Raw genomic sequence first — 17,096 nt, 5'->3', positions numbered from 1 at the left:
ATTCGAATTAACCTTGGGACTTATGGAACTCCCAGGCGCTGGAGACGATTGTCTCTATATTTGCAAACTTAGGATCCCAGCCTAGGATCTTTTTCGCTTTTGCATTATCTGCGATCAGAATGGCTGGGTCCCCTTCTCTTCTTGGGCCTATCTTATATTGCAATTTCTTGCCTGAGATCTTTTCGACAGTTTGGATGATCTCCAGAACGCTGAAACCGGTCCCGATCCCTAAATTAAAAACGTCGGAATTCCCACCGTTTTGCAGATATTTCAATCCGAGATAATGTGCCTGAGCCAAATCCATTACATGAATGTAGTCCCTGACCGCGGTACCATCCTTTGTATTATAATCATCCCCGTTGACGACCAGTTGGTCCCTCTTGCCTAACGCATTCTCGATCACGATCGGAAGTAGATGAGTCTCCGGATCATGCTCTTCTCCAATATCTAGGTCGGAACCGGAAGCATTGAAATATCGCAAGGCAACATACTTGAGACCGTAGGCCTTGGAATAATCCTCTAAAACCCTTTCGATCATTAACTTGGACCAACCGTACGGATTGATCGGGCTTTGCGGATTTGTTTCCACGATCGGGACTTGAGTAACCGCACCGTAGGTAGCGCAGGTAGAGGAGAAGATGAAATTCCTTACTTTGTGGCGAAGCATCGCCTCCAAAAGATTGATGGTGCCTACTAGATTGTTGATATAATATTTTTGCGGATCGAGAACGGACTCACCTACATAAGCGAATGCTGCGAAATGGATCACCGCTTCTATCTCGTTTTCCTGAAATACCTTTTCTAGATCTTCCTTATTCAGAAGATCTCCTTGGACAAAGGTCCCCCATTTTACCGCTTTCTTATGCCCGTTGGATAGATTGTCGAAAACGACGGTATCTACACCTTCTTTGTGCAGATATTTATTCATGTGAGAGCCGATGTATCCGGCTCCTCCGGTGATTAGGATTTTCTTCATAGGGATTTTTACCTTTTTCTATCCGTACATGAAATTGTAAAAAGGAATTTCAAGTTCCGATATCTGTATTCTCTAAACTACCAAGCGATGAGTAAAATCAAGTTTACTTGGCCATTTTGTGTTTTATTCATCGAAAAAGACCTTTATAAAAATAAAGAATCCCCTCGAATAGTCGAGGTGATTGACGTGCAAAATATACGAAGGCCGTGGAGTTCCAATTGAAGCCAAATCCCTCTTACCAAGGTTTAAGTTCAAAAGAAGCTGAGGATTTACTGAAGCAATTCGGGCCAAATGAAACAGCTTCCGAAAGTGGATCGCTTTGGAAAACTGTGATTTCAGTTTTGAAGGAGCCTATGCTTCTTTTACTCCTCTTCTGCGGCCTTATTTATGCTGTGCTCGGAGACCTTGAAGAGGCACTTACACTTTCTTTCGCAGTAATTGCGGTTATATTTCTAACCATCTTACAGATGAACAAATCCCGAAAAGCGATCGAGTCACTGAAAGACTTGGCTCCTAGTACTTCAAAAGTATATCGGGATGGAAAATGGAACCGGATCAACTCTACGAAGATCGTCCCGGGAGATATCGTTCTAATCGCAGAAGGGAATTTTGTCCCCGCAGATGGTTCCGTACTGGAAGCGTTGAATCTTTACATTGATGAATCACAACTTACCGGCGAATCGGTTCCCGTACTAAAATCAAGATCGGAATCGGAAATGGCCGAAAAGGATCTAGAGGACTCTGGAAAAGTATATTCAGGTTCGATCGTCCTTTCCGGAGAAGGGATCTTTCAAGTCACCGCCACAGGAGCTTCTTCTTGGCTTGGTTCTATCGGGACGAAATTGGATCTTATCTCAGAATCGGAGAGTCCATTGCAAAGAGAGGCAAGGCAGTTCACTTCTATCCTGTTCTTAGGTGCCTTAGTACTTTCGGCATTCATTTTCTTAGGCTTATTCTTTCATTCTAGGGAATTTCTAAGATCCATATTGGCAGGCCTTACTTTCTTGATGGCAGCTCTACCGGAAGAGATCCCAGTCGTGATGAGCGTATTCTTTTCCTTGGGTGCATGGAGAATTTCGAAGGTAGGCGTTCTTACCAAAAACCTGAATTCTATAGAAACTTTAGGGGCGGCAACGATCCTCTGCGTAGATAAGACAGGTACGCTTACCGAGAACAATATGAAATTGCGGGGATTGATCTCGAAAGAGATGGGATCCATATTCGATTTTTCACAGCAATCCTTTCCGGAGGAATATCATGAATTATTGGAATTTGCGATCCTTGCCTCTAGAAAGGACCCGTTCGATCCGATGGAACGTGCAATCAAGGAAACCGGTTTCGAGCTTTTAAATACTACCGAACATTTGCACGACGATTGGGATTTAAAAAGGGAGTATCCATTGACTCCTAAGTTACTCGCGCTCTCGTATGCCTGGTCTTCTCAAGATCATGAAAAATACGTGATAGGAGCGAAAGGAGCACCCGAGGCAATATTCGATCTTTGCCATTTCTCTGAACCAGAAACCGCTCGGTGGAAAGAAGCTGTGGATCAATATTCTTCCCAAGGTTACCGAACGATCGCAGTAGCAAAGTCGGAATTTTCCAGATCCATTCTTCCGGAAAATCAACACGATCTAGATTTCGATTTTTTAGGTTTGCTCTTGCTGGAGGATCCAATCCGGGATTCCGTCCCGTCTTCTGTTGCTCAATGTAAGTCCGCAGGAATTCGTGTAGTCTTGATCACCGGAGATTATCAGGGGACGGCAAAGGCGGTTGCGTCCAAGATAGGCCTTTCATTCTTGGACTGCATTACCGGGGACGAGATCGAATCCATGGAGGAAGAAGAATTCCTAAGAAAGATTGAAACTGTAGGGATCTTTTCCCGGATCAGACCCGATCAAAAATTAAAGATCGTACAAGCCTTTCAAAAGAAAGGAGAGATCGTTGCGATGACGGGTGACGGAGTGAATGACGGACTCGCATTGCAAGCGGCTCATATAGGTGTCTCTATGGGAAAAAGAGGAACAGATGTGGCAAGAGAAGCATCCGATCTTGTATTACTGGACGATAACTTCTCCGCAATCGTATACTCCGTGATGTTGGGAAGGCGCATCTATGAGAATATAAAGAAAAGCATATCGTACATCGTAGTCGTTCATATCCCCATAATAGGAATGTCTATATTACCTGCGATTACTGGAGATGAGATCTTCTTCTTTCCAATACATGTCCTTCTCTTGGAATTGATCATCGACCCATCCTGTACATTGATCTTCGAATCCTTACCGATGGAAGAGAGAATGGCTCTTGCTCCTCCACGGAAGTCCGGATCTAAGCTATTGAGTAATCGGGACTTTCTAGTGTCGATCGCCCAGGGCACGATTTGTCTTTCTGTTTTGCTCCTATTCTACTTTTGGGCAAAGGGAAGAAATTTACCCGAGACCGATATCCGTTCCTACGGATTCGTATTTATAGTGGCCTCTAATTTCGGCTCCATGTTCGGAAATCTCTCTAGCGGAAAGGAAAGGTTCTCTATTTTTAGAAGACTGGACTGGAAAATCTATCTCATCCCTACACTTTCCACTTCCCTATTGATCATAATATTCACTTTTGATCTTTCCATTCATATGTTTGGATTTGCACAAGTGAGTTGGTATGCATTATTCATAGCTTGGCTTTCCGGAATATTTTCCGGGTTCTTTGGAAAGATACCTGTTTCGAACAACGTATAGAACGAGGAAATTTTCATACAGAAATAAGATATTGCGACGACAAGACTCTCGCCGTTTTATTTTGACAAAAATCACTGCGCTCGCATCGCTTTCAGATGCATTGCTGATTGACCTTTTTGTTTTTATGATCGATCCTAAATATAGGAGATTCACAATGAAATTCATCAATTCAGGCTTTTTCGATCGCGCAGTCCGGGTCTTATTGGGGACCGGTTTGATTGCATGGGCATTTTTTACCAACGAATGGTATAAAATACCTCTCTTCGCAATAGGTTGTATTCCCTTAGTTACCGGTATTATCGGCTGGTGTCCGATCTACTCTGTGTTTGGAATTAACACTCGCTTTCACGCGCACAAAAAATAGGAGCTGAATATTACTTCTTTTTACTATGGCTTTGGATTTGGTCAGATTCGATCATGCCATCGACCATATTGATCTTTCGTTCAGCAAGAGAAGCATAATCGGGATCATGGGTCACGAATAAGATAGTCGTCCCGTTTTCCCGATTGGTTTTTTGGAAGATCGCCATCGCCTTGTCGCCGTTCGAAGTGTCCAGATTCCCGGTAGGCTCATCTGCAAAGATCAAGCTAGGATTCATGATCAAGGATCTTGCGATCGCTGCCCTTTGTTGTTCTCCTCCGGACATTTGAGAAGGATATTTATCCTTACAGTGCTCTAAACCAAAATCCCTGAGTAGAGTACGGGCAAAATCCTTTCGAGTACCTTCCTCGTTCATCTTCCTTGCCGGCATGAGCACATTCTCCAAAGTCGTTAATTCAGGGAGAAGATAATGGAATTGGAATACAAAACCTATATTCCGATTCCGAAATATATGAGTCTCTTTACTTTCCATAGCGAAGATGTCTTTGTTTTCCAGATAGACATGACCTGAGCTGGGTTGGTCTAACCCACTCAACATATAGAGTAAAGTGGACTTTCCTGATCCGGATCTTCCGGTCAAAGAAACAAATTCCCCTTTCTTGAGATCGATATCCACGTCCTTGACCGCCAAAGTGGGAGGTTCTCCAAAGGATTTCGTTAAGGATCTACAGCTAAGTATGATATTCTCTTTAGATTGCATTATATTCTCCGAAAACAAGGATCAGATTCGTTTATAAACGCGGTTTCTTCAGGCGCTACCGCGTATGATCTCAACGGGAGAGAGTTTAGATGCCGCTCTCGCAGGTATATAGGCGGCTATCCCGCTCGTAACTACGGATAAAAGGAAAGCGTTCAGATAGATCTGGTAATTCCAAGATATCTTCATTACGTTCATCATTGCCGGACCGCTTTTGGATGTCCCACCGATCGGATATCCGTCTAACGCATAGCAAGCCGCCGCTCCCACGAGTAATCCCAGGATTGCACCGACAAATCCTAACAATAGACCTTGGATAATGAATAACCGGATCGTATCATTCTCGTCGAAGCCAATAGATCTTAGTATGGCAATCTCCCTTTTTTTATGATTTACCACCATATTTAGTACATTATAGATCCCGAATGCTACAACTAGGATGATCGTAAAGGTAGTAGTATCTCTAACAATATTCTGGGTCTTAAACACGGAAAGAATGCTTTCGTAAGCCTGGTCCCAACTTTGGACCTTATCTTTAGTAAAGAAAGACCATTCGGTGGCGACCTCAGCGGCTTGAGAGACATCTTTCAGGCGGATTACGATTTCCGAAATGATCCCGTTTGCTTGCGTAATTCTTTGCACAGTCCTTAATGATGCGTAAACCGAACTTTCATCGATCAATCGATTTCCTACTCGGATCACTCCCGCTACTTTTACATTCGATACTGTTCCATTTGTGGAAACGACTTGGATCGTATCTCCCGATTCGGCTCCTAATTTTTCCAACAATCCGGCTCCGACGAAGATTACATCTCCTCCTCGGTCTAGGTCTCTTAGATTTCCTTTTTCCACGTAATTCCCGATGGTTGTTACACGCAATTGCCGAGTAGGATCGATTCCATATAATTTTCCGGGTAAGGTCTGCTTTCCGTATTTAAAGATCAACTGCCGGTTCAGTTGAGGAGCATACGCTTCTACCCTCTCATCCTGTTCCAATTTCAAAAACCAACCGTTCACATTCGTTAGTTGTGTCGAATCCGTCTTTCCCGAAGGAGGCTTGATCCAATGCACCGTAGAATCCGGGAAGAATACTCCTTTGAAGCTTTCTTCCTTCAGTACTTCGTCCCTTGGAGAGATCCTGATCTGCGCGTCATTGTTCACAAGTTGATCTGTAATGTATTCTTGGAACCCTAACATCATTCCTGAGAATACGACGTAACCTGCGGTTCCAAGCAATATTCCGAAGAAAGTCAGAAAGGTTTGCTGAGGTCGACTGATGAGTTGGCGAATGGCTAGAAAGAACATGTATGATCTACTCTCTTGCCAATAGTATGGTGTCAGTAGGTAGAATAGAGTCCTCTAATACTTCACACCATTCTCCGTCCACGGCTCCTACCTTTGCATCTACCCAAATAGAATGTCCGTCTCTCTTAATATGGATCCTTCCTTTCTCCACTGCTTTCACAGGAATCAGAAGTGCCTTTTCTTTTCTGGCGACCTCGACAGCAACGTCAGCCGTCATTTCTGGAAGGACACCCTCCGGCATCGCATCCACATCGATCATGACATAGAACTGACCATCTGAAGGATAGACTCTATGGACCTTACCTGTCAGTTTATTCCCCCGGATCGTTTCGAAGCTTAGTTCCGCCTTTTGTCCAGGACGTATCCTGAGCATGGAATCCTGGTCCAAGGAGAGAAGGATATATGTCTTCTTCAGATCCATGATGGTAAGGATGGGAGTACCAGGCATCACAACTTCTCCCTCCTGGTATGGAAGTGTGGTGACTGTCCCAGAAAAAGGAGCCTTGAAGAGTGTTCCGGTATCGGCGTACAGGAGTTGTTGTCCTTCGCTAACGACCTCCCCTTCTTTTACAAAAAGCTTACGGATAGATGATGTTACGCCTAACTTCAGATGGTAGACCCTGTCGGATTTGACAGTTCCCAAGGAATATACCAATTCGACAATCGGACCAGATTTCGGATGGATCTCTTCTTTCCTTTCTTTCAGCCATAAGAATAGAAGCGTAAATATTAGAAGTAGGAGGAAGGCTGCGGCAATGATCCTTTTTCGTTGGGATGTTTGGATTAATTTAAGAAAGGCGAGTATTTTGCTCATCGAACGTCTCAATCGTATTGTGAATAGATGATGAATATCCTATTTTCGAATGAAAGTCAATCCTCGAGAGGAGGAAAGGAAGAATCCTAGGATATTCGGCGGAAGAGAAGGGAAAAACTTTCGAGGATTTGCTATGGGATCGGGTAGAATTCCCGAAGGTTCCAGATCTTTCTCGCATATTCGGAAACTACTCGATCGGTAGAAAAGCTACCAGCCCGAGCCGCATTGATCACTGTCTTTTGGCACCAAGTTTCTTTGAAAAAATAATCCGAAGAGATCTGATTTTGGACTGAAATGTACGGTTTGAAATCTGCCAGAAGATAGTATGGGTCGCCTTCTTCTAACAGCCCCTTGCAAAGATCCTCGAATAAACTCGTGGCTTCTTTGGAAAAGAAACCCTTTCTGATCGCGTTGACCGCGTTTCGCAGACTCTCGTCTTCACGGACCATCTCTTTCGGATCGTATCCGGAGTCCCTAAGTTGTTTTAATTCATCTACTGAATTCCCGAATACGTAGATATTCTCTCTTCCCACATTCCCAATTATCTCTACATTGGCACCGTCCATCGTACAGACAGTTAAACTCCCGTTCAGCATAAATTTCATATTTCCTGTTCCGGATGCCTCTGTGCCGGGGGCAGAGATCTGTTCGGAAAGATCGCTTGCCGGAAATATTTTTTCGGCTAAACTTACATTGTAGTTAGGCAGAAAGACGACTTTCAATCTTTGGTTTACTTCAGGATCGTTATTGATCACATTCCCCACGGCATGGATCAGTTTAATGATGAGCTTTGCCCTTCTATAACCAGGCGCGGCCTTCCCTGCAAAGAAGACGGTCCTAGGAGCATAGGAAAGCGAAGGAAATTCCCTCAATCTTTGACAATCATGAACGAGCCGGAGCACATTCAGAAATTGTCGCTTGTACTCGTGGATCCTTTTTATCTGCACATCGAATAGTGAATTCGGATCGATCTTGATCCCGACAAGCTTATATGTCAGATCGGCTAATTTTTGTTTGTTAGTTTCCTTGATCCTGGCCCACTGCGCACAGAAATCCTTATCTGTAGCAAATTCCTCTAAGAGGGAGATTTGGGTAAGATCTCTTTTCCATCCGTCGCCTATCCTAGCGGTGATCAGATCCGAAAGCGCCGGGTTAGCAGACAGCAGCCATCTTCTGTGAGCCACTCCATTCGTTACGTTGATGAATTTATGCGGATATAAAGAGGAGTATTCACGGAATAACTGTTTTTTCAAGATTTCCGTATGAAGATTTGCGACCCCATTCACAGAAGAAGAAGCAACCAAGGCCAAATTGAACATCCGGATCCTCTTAGGGCTGCCTTCTTCAACGATAGAGACTTTTTGAATGATATCGTCCGAGACACCTTCTTTTCTCAGATCCTCTAAGAACTTAAAGTTGATCTCATAGATCAATTGCAAATGCCTCGGAAGAATGGACTCCAAAAGATCTACAGACCAACTTTCGAGAGCTTCCGGCATAATGGTATGATTTGTATAAGCAAAGCATTCCGTTGTATATTTCCAGGCCAGATCCCAAGCGACTCTATGTCGGTCGATCAGTAGGCGCATGAATTCAGGAATGGCTAATGTCGGATGAGTATCGTTTAGATGAAACACCAATCGATTCGGCAGTTGTTCCCATTTTTCCCCTTCCTCCATTATGAACTGGGAGAGCGCATCCTGCAATGTGGCGCATACTAGAAAATATTCCTGCTTTAAGCGAAGTTCCCTTCCTTGTTCAATGCTATCGTTCGGATACAATACCTTGGAGATATTCTCGGATTTCTGTTTATCTTCAATGGCTCGCAAATAGTCCCCGTGATTGAAGTAGTCCAAGTTGAACTCTCTACTCGATTTTGCCTTCCATAACCGAAGATTCGTGACTGTCTTTGTTTGGTAGCCTGGAATGAACACGTCATACGCTTCCGCGAGTACTATCTCTCTAGGCTCCCAAATTACAAAATTCTGCCCTTTATGATCCACATCCGTCTTCAGGGACCCGGAGAATTGAATCGGATAGATATGATCCGTTCTAGGGATTTCCCAAGGGTTATCTTGGTTTAACCAGTTCTCCGGATATTCTCTTTGGAAGCCGTTCCGAATTTCCTGACGAAAGATCCCATACTCATAACGGATCCCAGCCGCCTGAGCGGGAAGATCTAAGGTTGCCAAGGAATCCAGAAAACAAGCGGCAAGCCTTCCTAATCCTCCATTTCCCAATGCAGCATCCGGTTCGCATTCGATCAGCTCCTTCAGGTCGTAGCCAAGATTGGAGACTGCTTTCTCCGCTATCTCATAGATCCCTAGATTGATTAAATTCGTTTTTAATAATGTACCTAGAAGGTATTCGATAGAAAGGTAGTATACTTTTCTGACTTTGTGCTTTCTATATTGCTCCTGTATATCGTTCCAATGACTAATGAGTAAGTCTCGAACGGACAATGCCAATGCCTTATAAATATCGGAAGTGTGAGTGTCCGTCTTATATTTTCCGAGCTCGTATTCTAGCTTCTTCACTATGCTCGAGCTAAGCGAGTCCGTTTCGATCTTTAGATCGATATCGAATAGATCTAATATCTTCTTATGTTTGTTTTGACTCATTTTTCACTCCCCCATAATAAGCGGATAGATCGATCTCATGAACGGATTTCGAATAACGGATAGACCAATTCGGATACTGATCCGTGGTCCCTGGAAAGTTGGTCTGATCCTCTTCCATAAGGATATCGTTTAGGGAAAAGAAAGTGAATTCGGATCCGCTCATATACAAATATCTGAATAAGGCATCTCGAACTTCCGAGGAATAGTGTTCCGGACAGTGGTCCAAGAATCCTTCTTCTTGCAGCATGTCGCAGATCCCCTTTTTTTCCCGATCGCGGATCTGAAAGTATACGTTAGAAGTCGCTTCGTCCCAGATGGAGGTACGTTTTCGGAAGTCTATATCGAAACCGGTCCAAAATCCTCTCAACGTAGGAAGATCGTGGGTATTATGCACAGATACGGAAAGCTTAGGATATTCTTCAGGTGGGGAAAACTTTCCGGATTCTGTTTTCTCAAAATAGAAAACACGAGAGGAATACATGCCCAGGCTCATCAAGTTCCTGCGGAACATCTCGGGAACATTGCCTAAATCTTCTGCGACGACGACGCATCGTTTGCGATGGCTCTCCAAGGCTATAATCTTACTCAATTCCAAAAAGGGATATAGGATATACGCTCCTGAACTGGAATCCTGAGGGATCCAATAGACTCGATGCAATCCGACCGCATGGTCGATCCGAAGCATCCCGTCTTCGATCATATTGGTTTGGAGAAGTGAGATGAAGTGACGGTAACCAGTTTCTCGCATTTGCCTAGGAACAGTAGGATAGACTCCCCAGTTCTGCCCTAAAGGAGAGAATCGATCCGGTGGCGCTCCCATATACGCGTCTATTCCAAAAACATCGAAATAATATTGCGATTCCGAGCCATGTGGGTCGGATCCGACAGCGAGATCTCCCATTAATCGGATCCCGCGTTTTCGGAATTCTGCGAGCGTCCTTTCGTATTGTCTTTCCGCTAGCCATACGAGGAATATAATGAAGTATTTTCCCCGTTCTTTATAAAAGTGGAATGTATCCTCAGAGAACTTCCAAGGGAAGAAAAGGCCCGAATGGGAAAATACCGATTCGGAAAGTTTCTTTTCCGCAGCGCTTGCGTGATAAAGTAATTCTTCTCCTTTATCCGATATAAAAGAAAAGAAATTGATGTCCATTTCTCTGGATAGTTGCGCATACTCGGAAACGAATTCGGAGTACGCGATCGCTAGGGATCTCAATTTGAAATCATGAACCGCTAAATAGTCGATGTATTTGTTCTTTGCTTCCTTTTGGATCTTCTTCTTTCTCTCCTTATGATACCACTCTGACGTCTTAGTTAATCCGAATTCCTCTAGCACCCAGGGAATATGGATATACAGATAACTGCGGAAGGAACGGCTCCACGCAAAATACGGACTAAAATCGGAGGAAGCAGAAGGATACGGAAAGTGGATCGGATTTATACCTATGCATTCATATCCGTTCTCCGCACAATTCTCCAAAACGTTTAGCAAGTCATTGAAATCGCCGATCCCATCGTTCTGTTCGGAACGAAGAGAATACAATTGAATGCTAATCCCTTTCTTCTTTCTACGATCAGGAGGAAGATAGCATTCACTAGGATGAACGATCAGTGTAGAATTGTTTCCAGACATAGATCCGAGAACATTATGAAGCGTAAGACGATGATATCCCAACTCAAGATGTCCATCTAGGGAGACCAGATAAGAGAAGTGTTTTGTGTCATCTTTCATTCTTTCGATCGGGACTTCGCAAAGACGTATCTCTGAGGATCTCCCGGACTCCCAATCTACTCTCAGAAACGTATCTTCTGGGAATTCAGCAAAGGGCCATCGGATCGAGATCTTCTTTTCTGGAGAAGATAGTTCGATGAAATAAACGGGCTCGAGAGATCTAGAGGAATTCGCTCTATTGATCCCGGCTAGTGCGCGCCTCGGATTGTTCGCATCCTCTTCGGGGCAACCCATTGCCAATAGGAATGATCTAATATTCTCTGGTCGGATAGAATGTAGATTTCCATCCAAGTCGTAGTATTTAGGCAGTATCCCTAAGGCGAGACAGATCTCTTCTTCCTCTTGGGTCATGTATTTCCTTAACCTTCTTGTGCTCTCAAGTGGGTTTCCAAAATGCAGACGGACCTCGCTTGCATTGGATAGTGAACCATAGAATAACAATTAGAAGGAACGAAAGGGATCTCTTCCGAAGTATCTAGTATTTTCTTGAAGCTGTGATTTTGGAAATATGTCGGGATCGAGTAAGTGAAAGGTTCGTCTTCCCGATTGATCAGTACTAGGATCCCGTTACGATATGCCTCTTCCTTCTCGCTCTTTATTTCCAAGAAACGAGAGAAGAATCGGAATGGAAGTCCTTCTAATAGGTTTGGATGGATCTCGTTTCCGTTTACATCAAACCATTTTTCAGTAAGATCGATTTCCTCTTTTTGTCCGAATACCTTTCTCGCCGTTCTGAGAGTAGGATTGGTTCTCCTATAATTCAATAGGAAGGTCAGAAAGGAAAAGAAATGTCTTTCATGGGAAGAAGGATCCCAAGATAGATAATTCGATTCGTTGTCCTGACAATAGGCGTTATTATTCCCGTTTTGAGTCCTAGAAAATTCATCTCCGGAGAGGAGCATAGGGATACCGTTTGCCAATGCCAATGAAACGATCAAATTCCTTTTTTGCTTCTCTCTCAAACGCAAGACCTCGATATTGAACGACTTGCCTTCTTCTCCGCAATTCCAGGAATAATTTCGATCATTCCCATCCTTATTATTCTCTAGGTTCGCTTCATTATGTTTGGAATTATAGGATACAAGATCTTCTAAAGTAAACCCGTCATGACAGGTAACGTATTGGATATTTCTTTCCGGGCTTTTCCCTAGTGTGGATCTCGCATCGAACGAAAGGAATTCCGTAAGGAAGTTGGTTTCTCCGGAAGTTCCCATCCAGAACCTTCTTTCGGAATCCCGAAAGCGATCGTCCCATTCCCTCCAAGGAGAAGGAAAACTGCCTTTTTCATATCTTTCTATGTCCCAAGGTTCAGCGATCAATTTTAGATCCGATAAGACCGGATCCTTGCGAAGAATTGTGATCAGATCCTTTCCTTCTCTTTTGTCTTCCTCACTTCCGAGTAAGCTAGCCGCTAGATCGAAACGAAATCCGTCTATATGCGTCTCTTGCGCCCAATATCTAAGAGAATCAACGATCAGATTCTTGGTGATATCATTATGAATATTTAATGTATTTCCACAACCTGATGAATTTACATAATGCATCAGGTCGTTGCTCTTTAATAGATAATAGGAAGCATTATCCACTCCTCTAAGAGTCAGGTTCGGGCCATAAAGATCCTCTTCACAAGAATGATTGTAAACTACATCCAATAGGATCTCCAATCCGGCCGAGTGAAAGGACTGTACCATCCTTTTGAAATCATCAAGCGCTTCCTTCTCCTTTCCCTTTCTAGCGAAACGAAGATCCGGGGAGAAGAAAGACAAGGTATTGTACCCCCAGAAATCGGTTAATCCGGCTGAGAACAATCTCGCAGAAGGAAACGATTGGAAAATAGGAAGAAGTTCCACAGTAGTAACGCCCAATTTTTGGATATGTTCCAATACCGGTTCGCAGGAGAGACCTAAAAAGGTTCCCCTGAGCTCGGCTGGAACCTTAGGATGGTGTATCGTCATTCCCTTTACATGTGCTTCATATAGAACGGTTTCTTCCCAGGGGATCTTGGGACGAGTATCCCCTATCCATTCAAAGCTTAAACCTGTAGGTATCCTAGCAAGAGGTGCTACAGAAGAATTATCCCTTTCATCCATCTGCAAGATGGCCTCTTCCGGAAATTTAGATTTTATATCGTCTCTCGGATAAGAATATGATAATGTATCGATTTGCGGAAGCCTTGCGATCTCTCGCGCATACGGATCCAATACGATCTTGTTCGGATTAAATCTATGACCATTCTTTGGATCGTACGGACCATAAACCCTATATCCGTAGATGGATCCGGGGCCTAATCCTCTTAGATAACCATGCCACACGCTTCCAGTCTTCGCTTCTAAGGTAAATCTTTCCGTCTCTTCCTTCGAATCGGCTTCCTCAAAAAGGCATATTTCAACCTTAGTTGCGTTAGGCGAATCGATCGAAAAATTCACTCCATTCCCGTCCCAACTTGCTCCTAAAGGTTCTGGACTTCCTGTCTCCAAGGACATCCGCAAATGGGAGGGTAACGGCGTCTGCGGATCCATTCCCATTCCTTAAAGAACGAAATCCCCAACGGAGATCTGTTTCGATTCCGCATAGGAGATATTCGGACGTCCTAATGATTGTTTAAAGTCTTGTAATATATTCATGAAATAGATATAGGCCTCATAAGGGGATCCGTACGGACTGAAATATTTGTGTACGTCTCCGTCGTTGAAGAACTTCGTGCACATATAATAGAAATGATCCGAGGTCTGCAACTTTCCGAATGTGTCTAGGATCTTCTCGTCTCCTAAGGAATAGATCTTATCCTCTAATTCATATAGGGATTCCAATGCCTGTCTTTGCATGGAATTTCCTCTCCATGCAGTTAGATCTCTTTCTGCATCTGCCCAAGAAACTGCCTCTGGGGCATCAAACTCACCTACGCTTGGATATCTTTCTGCGGCTTCGGAAACGGTTCTAAATTTAAAGTCGGGATGTTTTAGGATCTCTTTCGGAGTATAACGAAGGAATTCGAATATACCTGATTCTTTCCACTGGTGCTCTCCGAAGGTCTCGAAATCCATGAATAAGTTAATGCATTGTCCGTTTCCTGCAACGGAATGTACCCATTTTGAGAACTTCTCCGCACTCAAAGGAAAGTCCGCCCAAGATCTCTCGGAAAACCGGAACGCGATATCATCGCTCAATCGATAATTCTTGAGCATTAGATTCAATTCAGGCTCGTTGGAGGAATGATAGAGAAAATTCGGACTTCTCCAATTCAGGATCCGATCTACTCCTTCGGACAGCATTGTGGAATATCCCATCTTCCTGACCTTATGAGCGATATCATTAGAATAGATTAACTCTGTATTTCGAAATGCTTTCGGAGTGACTCCAAATTCGCTTTGGATCAATCCTTTATGCTTTCCTACTTGTCTGGAAAATTCACGATCTGAATAAAGACTGGATAATGAGTGATAGTATGTTTCTGAAAGGAACTCAACGCAACCGGTATCGGCTAATTCCTTGAAGTGATCCATCACCTCGGGACTCCATTTCTTCAGTTGTTCGATTACCGTACCTGTAAGGGAAAAAGTAAATTTGAACTCCTCCTTATGATCTCTGACCAATTCTAGAAGGGCCTTCGTCGTCGGAAGATAGCATTTATGAGCCACCTTTCTCAGGATCTCTTCGTTCTTTTTGTCGTCGAAGTACGGCAGATTCCTGCCTATCTTAAAGAAATTAAATCGATCCAGTCGGTATGGTTGATGGACTTCGAAGTAAAAACATACGGAAATCATAAAATACTCCTATATACTTGTGTGATCTTTTTGGCAGTTGCCGACCAAGTAAGCTTATTCACGTCGGACCTTGCCCTTCTTCCTATCTCCTCACGTAATGGACCGTATTTTAAGATGCAAACGGTCTCTTCAGCAAGACGATCGATGTCCCAAAAATCTACTTTGATACATTGGTCCACGACTTCGCTGACTCCTGATTGTTTAGAAAGAATAACAGCCTTATTGTGAGACATCGCTTCTAACGCGGTAAGGCCGAAAGGCTCCGACACAGAAGGCATGATAAATACGGAAGACATGTCGTATAAGGCATGAGCCTTTTCCGAATCCAGAAAACCTGTATAATGAAAATGAGCACCTAAACCTAGATCGGCGGCGAGCTCGACCATTCTGTTGTGTAGGTCCCCGCTTCCCGCCATTACGAACTTCACTTCAGGTATTTCGTTCGCGATCTTTCTTGCGGCCTTTACGAAATAATCCGGACCTTTTTGATGGGTCATTCTTCCCAGGAACAATACGATTGGGTTCTCGAAGAATGGTTTCTCGACAGAATCAGTAAGGGAGGCTTCTTCTAGATTTACTCCGTTATGCGCAACCCTGATCTTACTTTCCGAAATCCCGTATTGGTCTATGAGTATTCCTTTCGTATACTCACTGACGGAAATAACGATATCGGCGAGCCTGCATCCCTTCTCCTCGATATTGCGTATTTCGCTATTCCCCGATCCGCCACAACGATCAAACTCCGTAGCGTGGACATGTACAATGAGTGGAGCTCCGGTGCTTTCCTTGGCTGCGATCCCTGCCGGAAAGGTCATCCAATCATGAGCATGTATCAGATCCGGCTTGGATTTTCGAGCAAGGATCGCGGAGAATTGTGCGAACCAGTGAATATCACGAAGTAGGTCTTTGCCATACCCGCCTTGGATCTCGGGAAGAAGGAATGTTTTTCTTTCTTTCTCCTTTACTGCCACGAAACCGGGGGCAGGCATCTTATCCTCGTCAAGGTGATTGATAGAGGCACTTTCTTTCCAGGTAAAATATGGGGAGAATTGAAGTCTTTCCGATACCTCAATCCATTGTCTGGAAGAAGCTAGAGATTCCCGATCCGATTCGGAAAGCTCTTCCCAGCCGGAAGAAATATCTAAAAGATGAACGCCTTCTATTTGTTCCTCATTTCCGGTAAGTCTTGGTAGAAGAAAATCGATCTCATATCCTTCCAATGCGAGATTCCTTGCGATCTCTTTACAAGCTACCGCAAGTCCTCCCGTTATATTGGGGGGATATTCCCATCCGATCATGAATATCTTTCCCTTTCGCATGACGTATTTCTATTCTCTTATTTGTCGATTATACGTTATGAAGCACACTTATGCAAGGGGCAGTCAATGCGAGAATAGCCTAACGGCAAAATGCTAGGGAGAACAGTGAATTCGCAGGGGATGGCGCGAACTTATTAGTATGCTTTGACTTTTATCAATGCATCTGGCCTTCCGCACTGGTATAACTGGGGCGGAAGAGCAGGTTAAGAAGGGGTTTTTCTACTTAAAGATTCCTTTAAGCTTAAAAAATCAGATAAAACGAAGATAATCGTAATAAATGATACGATTGCTTCTAAAATGACTAGGATCTCCGATTCCGTAGTTTCCGGAATGATCTTAATGATCCCAATATTTGTGAAGATCATTAGACTGAAATAGAAGAACTTAAAAGAAAGACCTACGTTCGTTGCACCTACAGGCAGTCCAGAAAAGGAGTTAGGATCGATCCGAAACAGGCAAAAATAATCGATTCCGAAAGAAACTATGATCATACTGATGTTTACGGCAATAAATACTAGAAATTCGTAATATCTGACCTCAAGATCCGAGAATTCTGAGATTTTCTTGAATCCTTTAATAAAGAAGTACACCGATTTCATACTAGTTAGAAAGATAATGAGATAGGTGATATTCACTCCCGAAAATTCTATTTCGTCCAAATAGATCACCAAAAGGCCGAAAGCGATAAGTACGCTGTATTCGATTAGGCTTTTAACGATATTCTTAATGATGAATTTATCTATTGTCATCCCGA

12 protein-coding genes are annotated in these 17,096 nt (G+C 43.5%); 2 read left to right on the top strand and 10 right to left on the bottom strand.

Annotated elements, in window-relative coordinates:
* Positions 1-7 precede the first annotated feature (7 nt).
* A complete protein-coding gene (gene galE, locus EHO57_RS03535) occupies positions 8-976 on the bottom strand; it encodes a UDP-glucose 4-epimerase GalE (RefSeq protein WP_135642964.1) in 969 nt (322 codons plus the stop codon).
* Positions 977-1,182: 206 nt separating this feature from the next.
* On the opposite strand from galE, the gene EHO57_RS03530 reads away from it, so the two are divergent.
* Both EHO57_RS03530 and EHO57_RS03525 read left to right on the top strand, forming a co-directional pair.
* The gene (locus EHO57_RS03530; RefSeq protein ID WP_246050513.1) at positions 1,183-3,708 is read left to right on the top strand and encodes a cation-translocating P-type ATPase; all 2,526 of its coding nucleotides are present in this window, start codon (positions 1,183-1,185) and stop codon (positions 3,706-3,708) included.
* Between the two features lie 154 nt (positions 3,709-3,862).
* Positions 3,863-4,072 (top strand): YgaP family membrane protein, encoded by a 210-nt coding sequence (locus tag EHO57_RS03525; protein ID WP_135642960.1) that lies wholly within the window; start codon positions 3,863-3,865, stop codon positions 4,070-4,072.
* A 10-nt stretch (positions 4,073-4,082) separates the two neighbouring features.
* Here the strand turns inward: EHO57_RS03525 and EHO57_RS03520 are convergent, their stop codons facing one another.
* From EHO57_RS03520 to EHO57_RS03480, 9 genes are all read right to left on the bottom strand, one after another.
* On the bottom strand, positions 4,083-4,790 hold the full coding sequence (locus tag EHO57_RS03520; RefSeq protein ID WP_135642958.1) for an ABC transporter ATP-binding protein: 708 nt from the start codon (positions 4,788-4,790) through the stop codon (positions 4,083-4,085).
* Between the two features lie 48 nt (positions 4,791-4,838).
* On the bottom strand, positions 4,839-6,092 hold the full coding sequence (locus EHO57_RS03515; protein ID WP_135642956.1) for an ABC transporter permease: 1,254 nt from the start codon (positions 6,090-6,092) through the stop codon (positions 4,839-4,841).
* 7 nt (positions 6,093-6,099) lie between these two features.
* Positions 6,100-6,906: a biotin/lipoyl-containing protein gene (locus EHO57_RS03510; RefSeq protein ID WP_135642954.1), complete on the bottom strand. Its 807-nt coding sequence runs from the start codon at positions 6,904-6,906 to the stop codon at positions 6,100-6,102.
* A 131-nt stretch (positions 6,907-7,037) separates the two neighbouring features.
* On the bottom strand, positions 7,038-9,527 hold the full coding sequence (locus tag EHO57_RS03505) for a glycogen/starch/alpha-glucan phosphorylase (RefSeq protein ID WP_135642951.1): 2,490 nt from the start codon (positions 9,525-9,527) through the stop codon (positions 7,038-7,040).
* On the bottom strand, positions 9,508-11,610 hold the full coding sequence (malQ, locus tag EHO57_RS03500; protein ID WP_135642949.1) for a 4-alpha-glucanotransferase: 2,103 nt from the start codon (positions 11,608-11,610) through the stop codon (positions 9,508-9,510). The genes EHO57_RS03505 and malQ overlap by 20 nt, the downstream gene beginning before the upstream one ends.
* 8 nt (positions 11,611-11,618) lie before the next feature.
* Positions 11,619-13,778 carry a glycogen debranching protein GlgX gene (gene glgX, locus EHO57_RS03495; RefSeq protein ID WP_167882237.1) on the bottom strand — a complete coding sequence of 720 codons (2,160 nt, stop codon included), beginning with the start codon at positions 13,776-13,778 and terminating at the stop codon, positions 11,619-11,621.
* 9 nt (positions 13,779-13,787) lie between these two features.
* Positions 13,788-15,023 carry a glycoside hydrolase family 57 protein gene (locus EHO57_RS03490; RefSeq protein ID WP_135642945.1) on the bottom strand — a complete coding sequence of 412 codons (1,236 nt, stop codon included), beginning with the start codon at positions 15,021-15,023 and terminating at the stop codon, positions 13,788-13,790.
* Complete coding sequence (locus EHO57_RS03485) at positions 15,020-16,342, bottom strand: glycosyltransferase family 4 protein (protein ID WP_135642943.1); 1,323 nt, start codon at positions 16,340-16,342, stop codon at positions 15,020-15,022. Before EHO57_RS03485 ends, EHO57_RS03490 begins: the two co-directional genes overlap by 4 nt.
* A 203-nt stretch (positions 16,343-16,545) precedes the next feature.
* Positions 16,546-17,091, bottom strand: coding sequence for an ion transporter (locus EHO57_RS03480; protein WP_135642941.1), 546 nt, complete (start codon positions 17,089-17,091; stop codon positions 16,546-16,548).
* Positions 17,092-17,096 lie beyond the last annotated feature (5 nt).

Source organism: Leptospira langatensis, from assembly GCF_004770615.1.
GTDB classification, from domain to species: domain Bacteria; phylum Spirochaetota; class Leptospiria; order Leptospirales; family Leptospiraceae; genus Leptospira_B; species Leptospira_B langatensis.
Note: the sequence above shows the minus strand (reverse complement) of the source record. Positions and strands in the feature narration are given on the sequence as shown.

Coding starts and splice junctions, on each gene's coding strand:
- EHO57_RS03505 (WP_135642951.1), bottom strand. CDS start 9,527: ATGAGTCAAAACAAACATAAGAAGATATTAGATCTATTCGATATCGAT.
- malQ (WP_135642949.1), bottom strand. CDS start 11,610: ATGACCCAAGAGGAAGAAGAGATCTGTCTCGCCTTAGGGATACTGCCT.
- EHO57_RS03520 (WP_135642958.1), bottom strand. CDS start 4,790: ATGCAATCTAAAGAGAATATCATACTTAGCTGTAGATCCTTAACGAAA.
- EHO57_RS03480 (WP_135642941.1), bottom strand. CDS start 17,091: ATGACAATAGATAAATTCATCATTAAGAATATCGTTAAAAGCCTAATC.
- glgX (WP_167882237.1), bottom strand. CDS start 13,778: ATGGATCCGCAGACGCCGTTACCCTCCCATTTGCGGATGTCCTTGGAG.
- EHO57_RS03515 (WP_135642956.1), bottom strand. CDS start 6,092: ATGTTCTTTCTAGCCATTCGCCAACTCATCAGTCGACCTCAGCAAACC.
- EHO57_RS03525 (WP_135642960.1), top strand. CDS start 3,863: ATGAAATTCATCAATTCAGGCTTTTTCGATCGCGCAGTCCGGGTCTTA.
- galE (WP_135642964.1), bottom strand. CDS start 976: ATGAAGAAAATCCTAATCACCGGAGGAGCCGGATACATCGGCTCTCAC.
- EHO57_RS03490 (WP_135642945.1), bottom strand. CDS start 15,023: ATGATTTCCGTATGTTTTTACTTCGAAGTCCATCAACCATACCGACTG.
- EHO57_RS03485 (WP_135642943.1), bottom strand. CDS start 16,342: ATGCGAAAGGGAAAGATATTCATGATCGGATGGGAATATCCCCCCAAT.
- EHO57_RS03510 (WP_135642954.1), bottom strand. CDS start 6,906: ATGAGCAAAATACTCGCCTTTCTTAAATTAATCCAAACATCCCAACGA.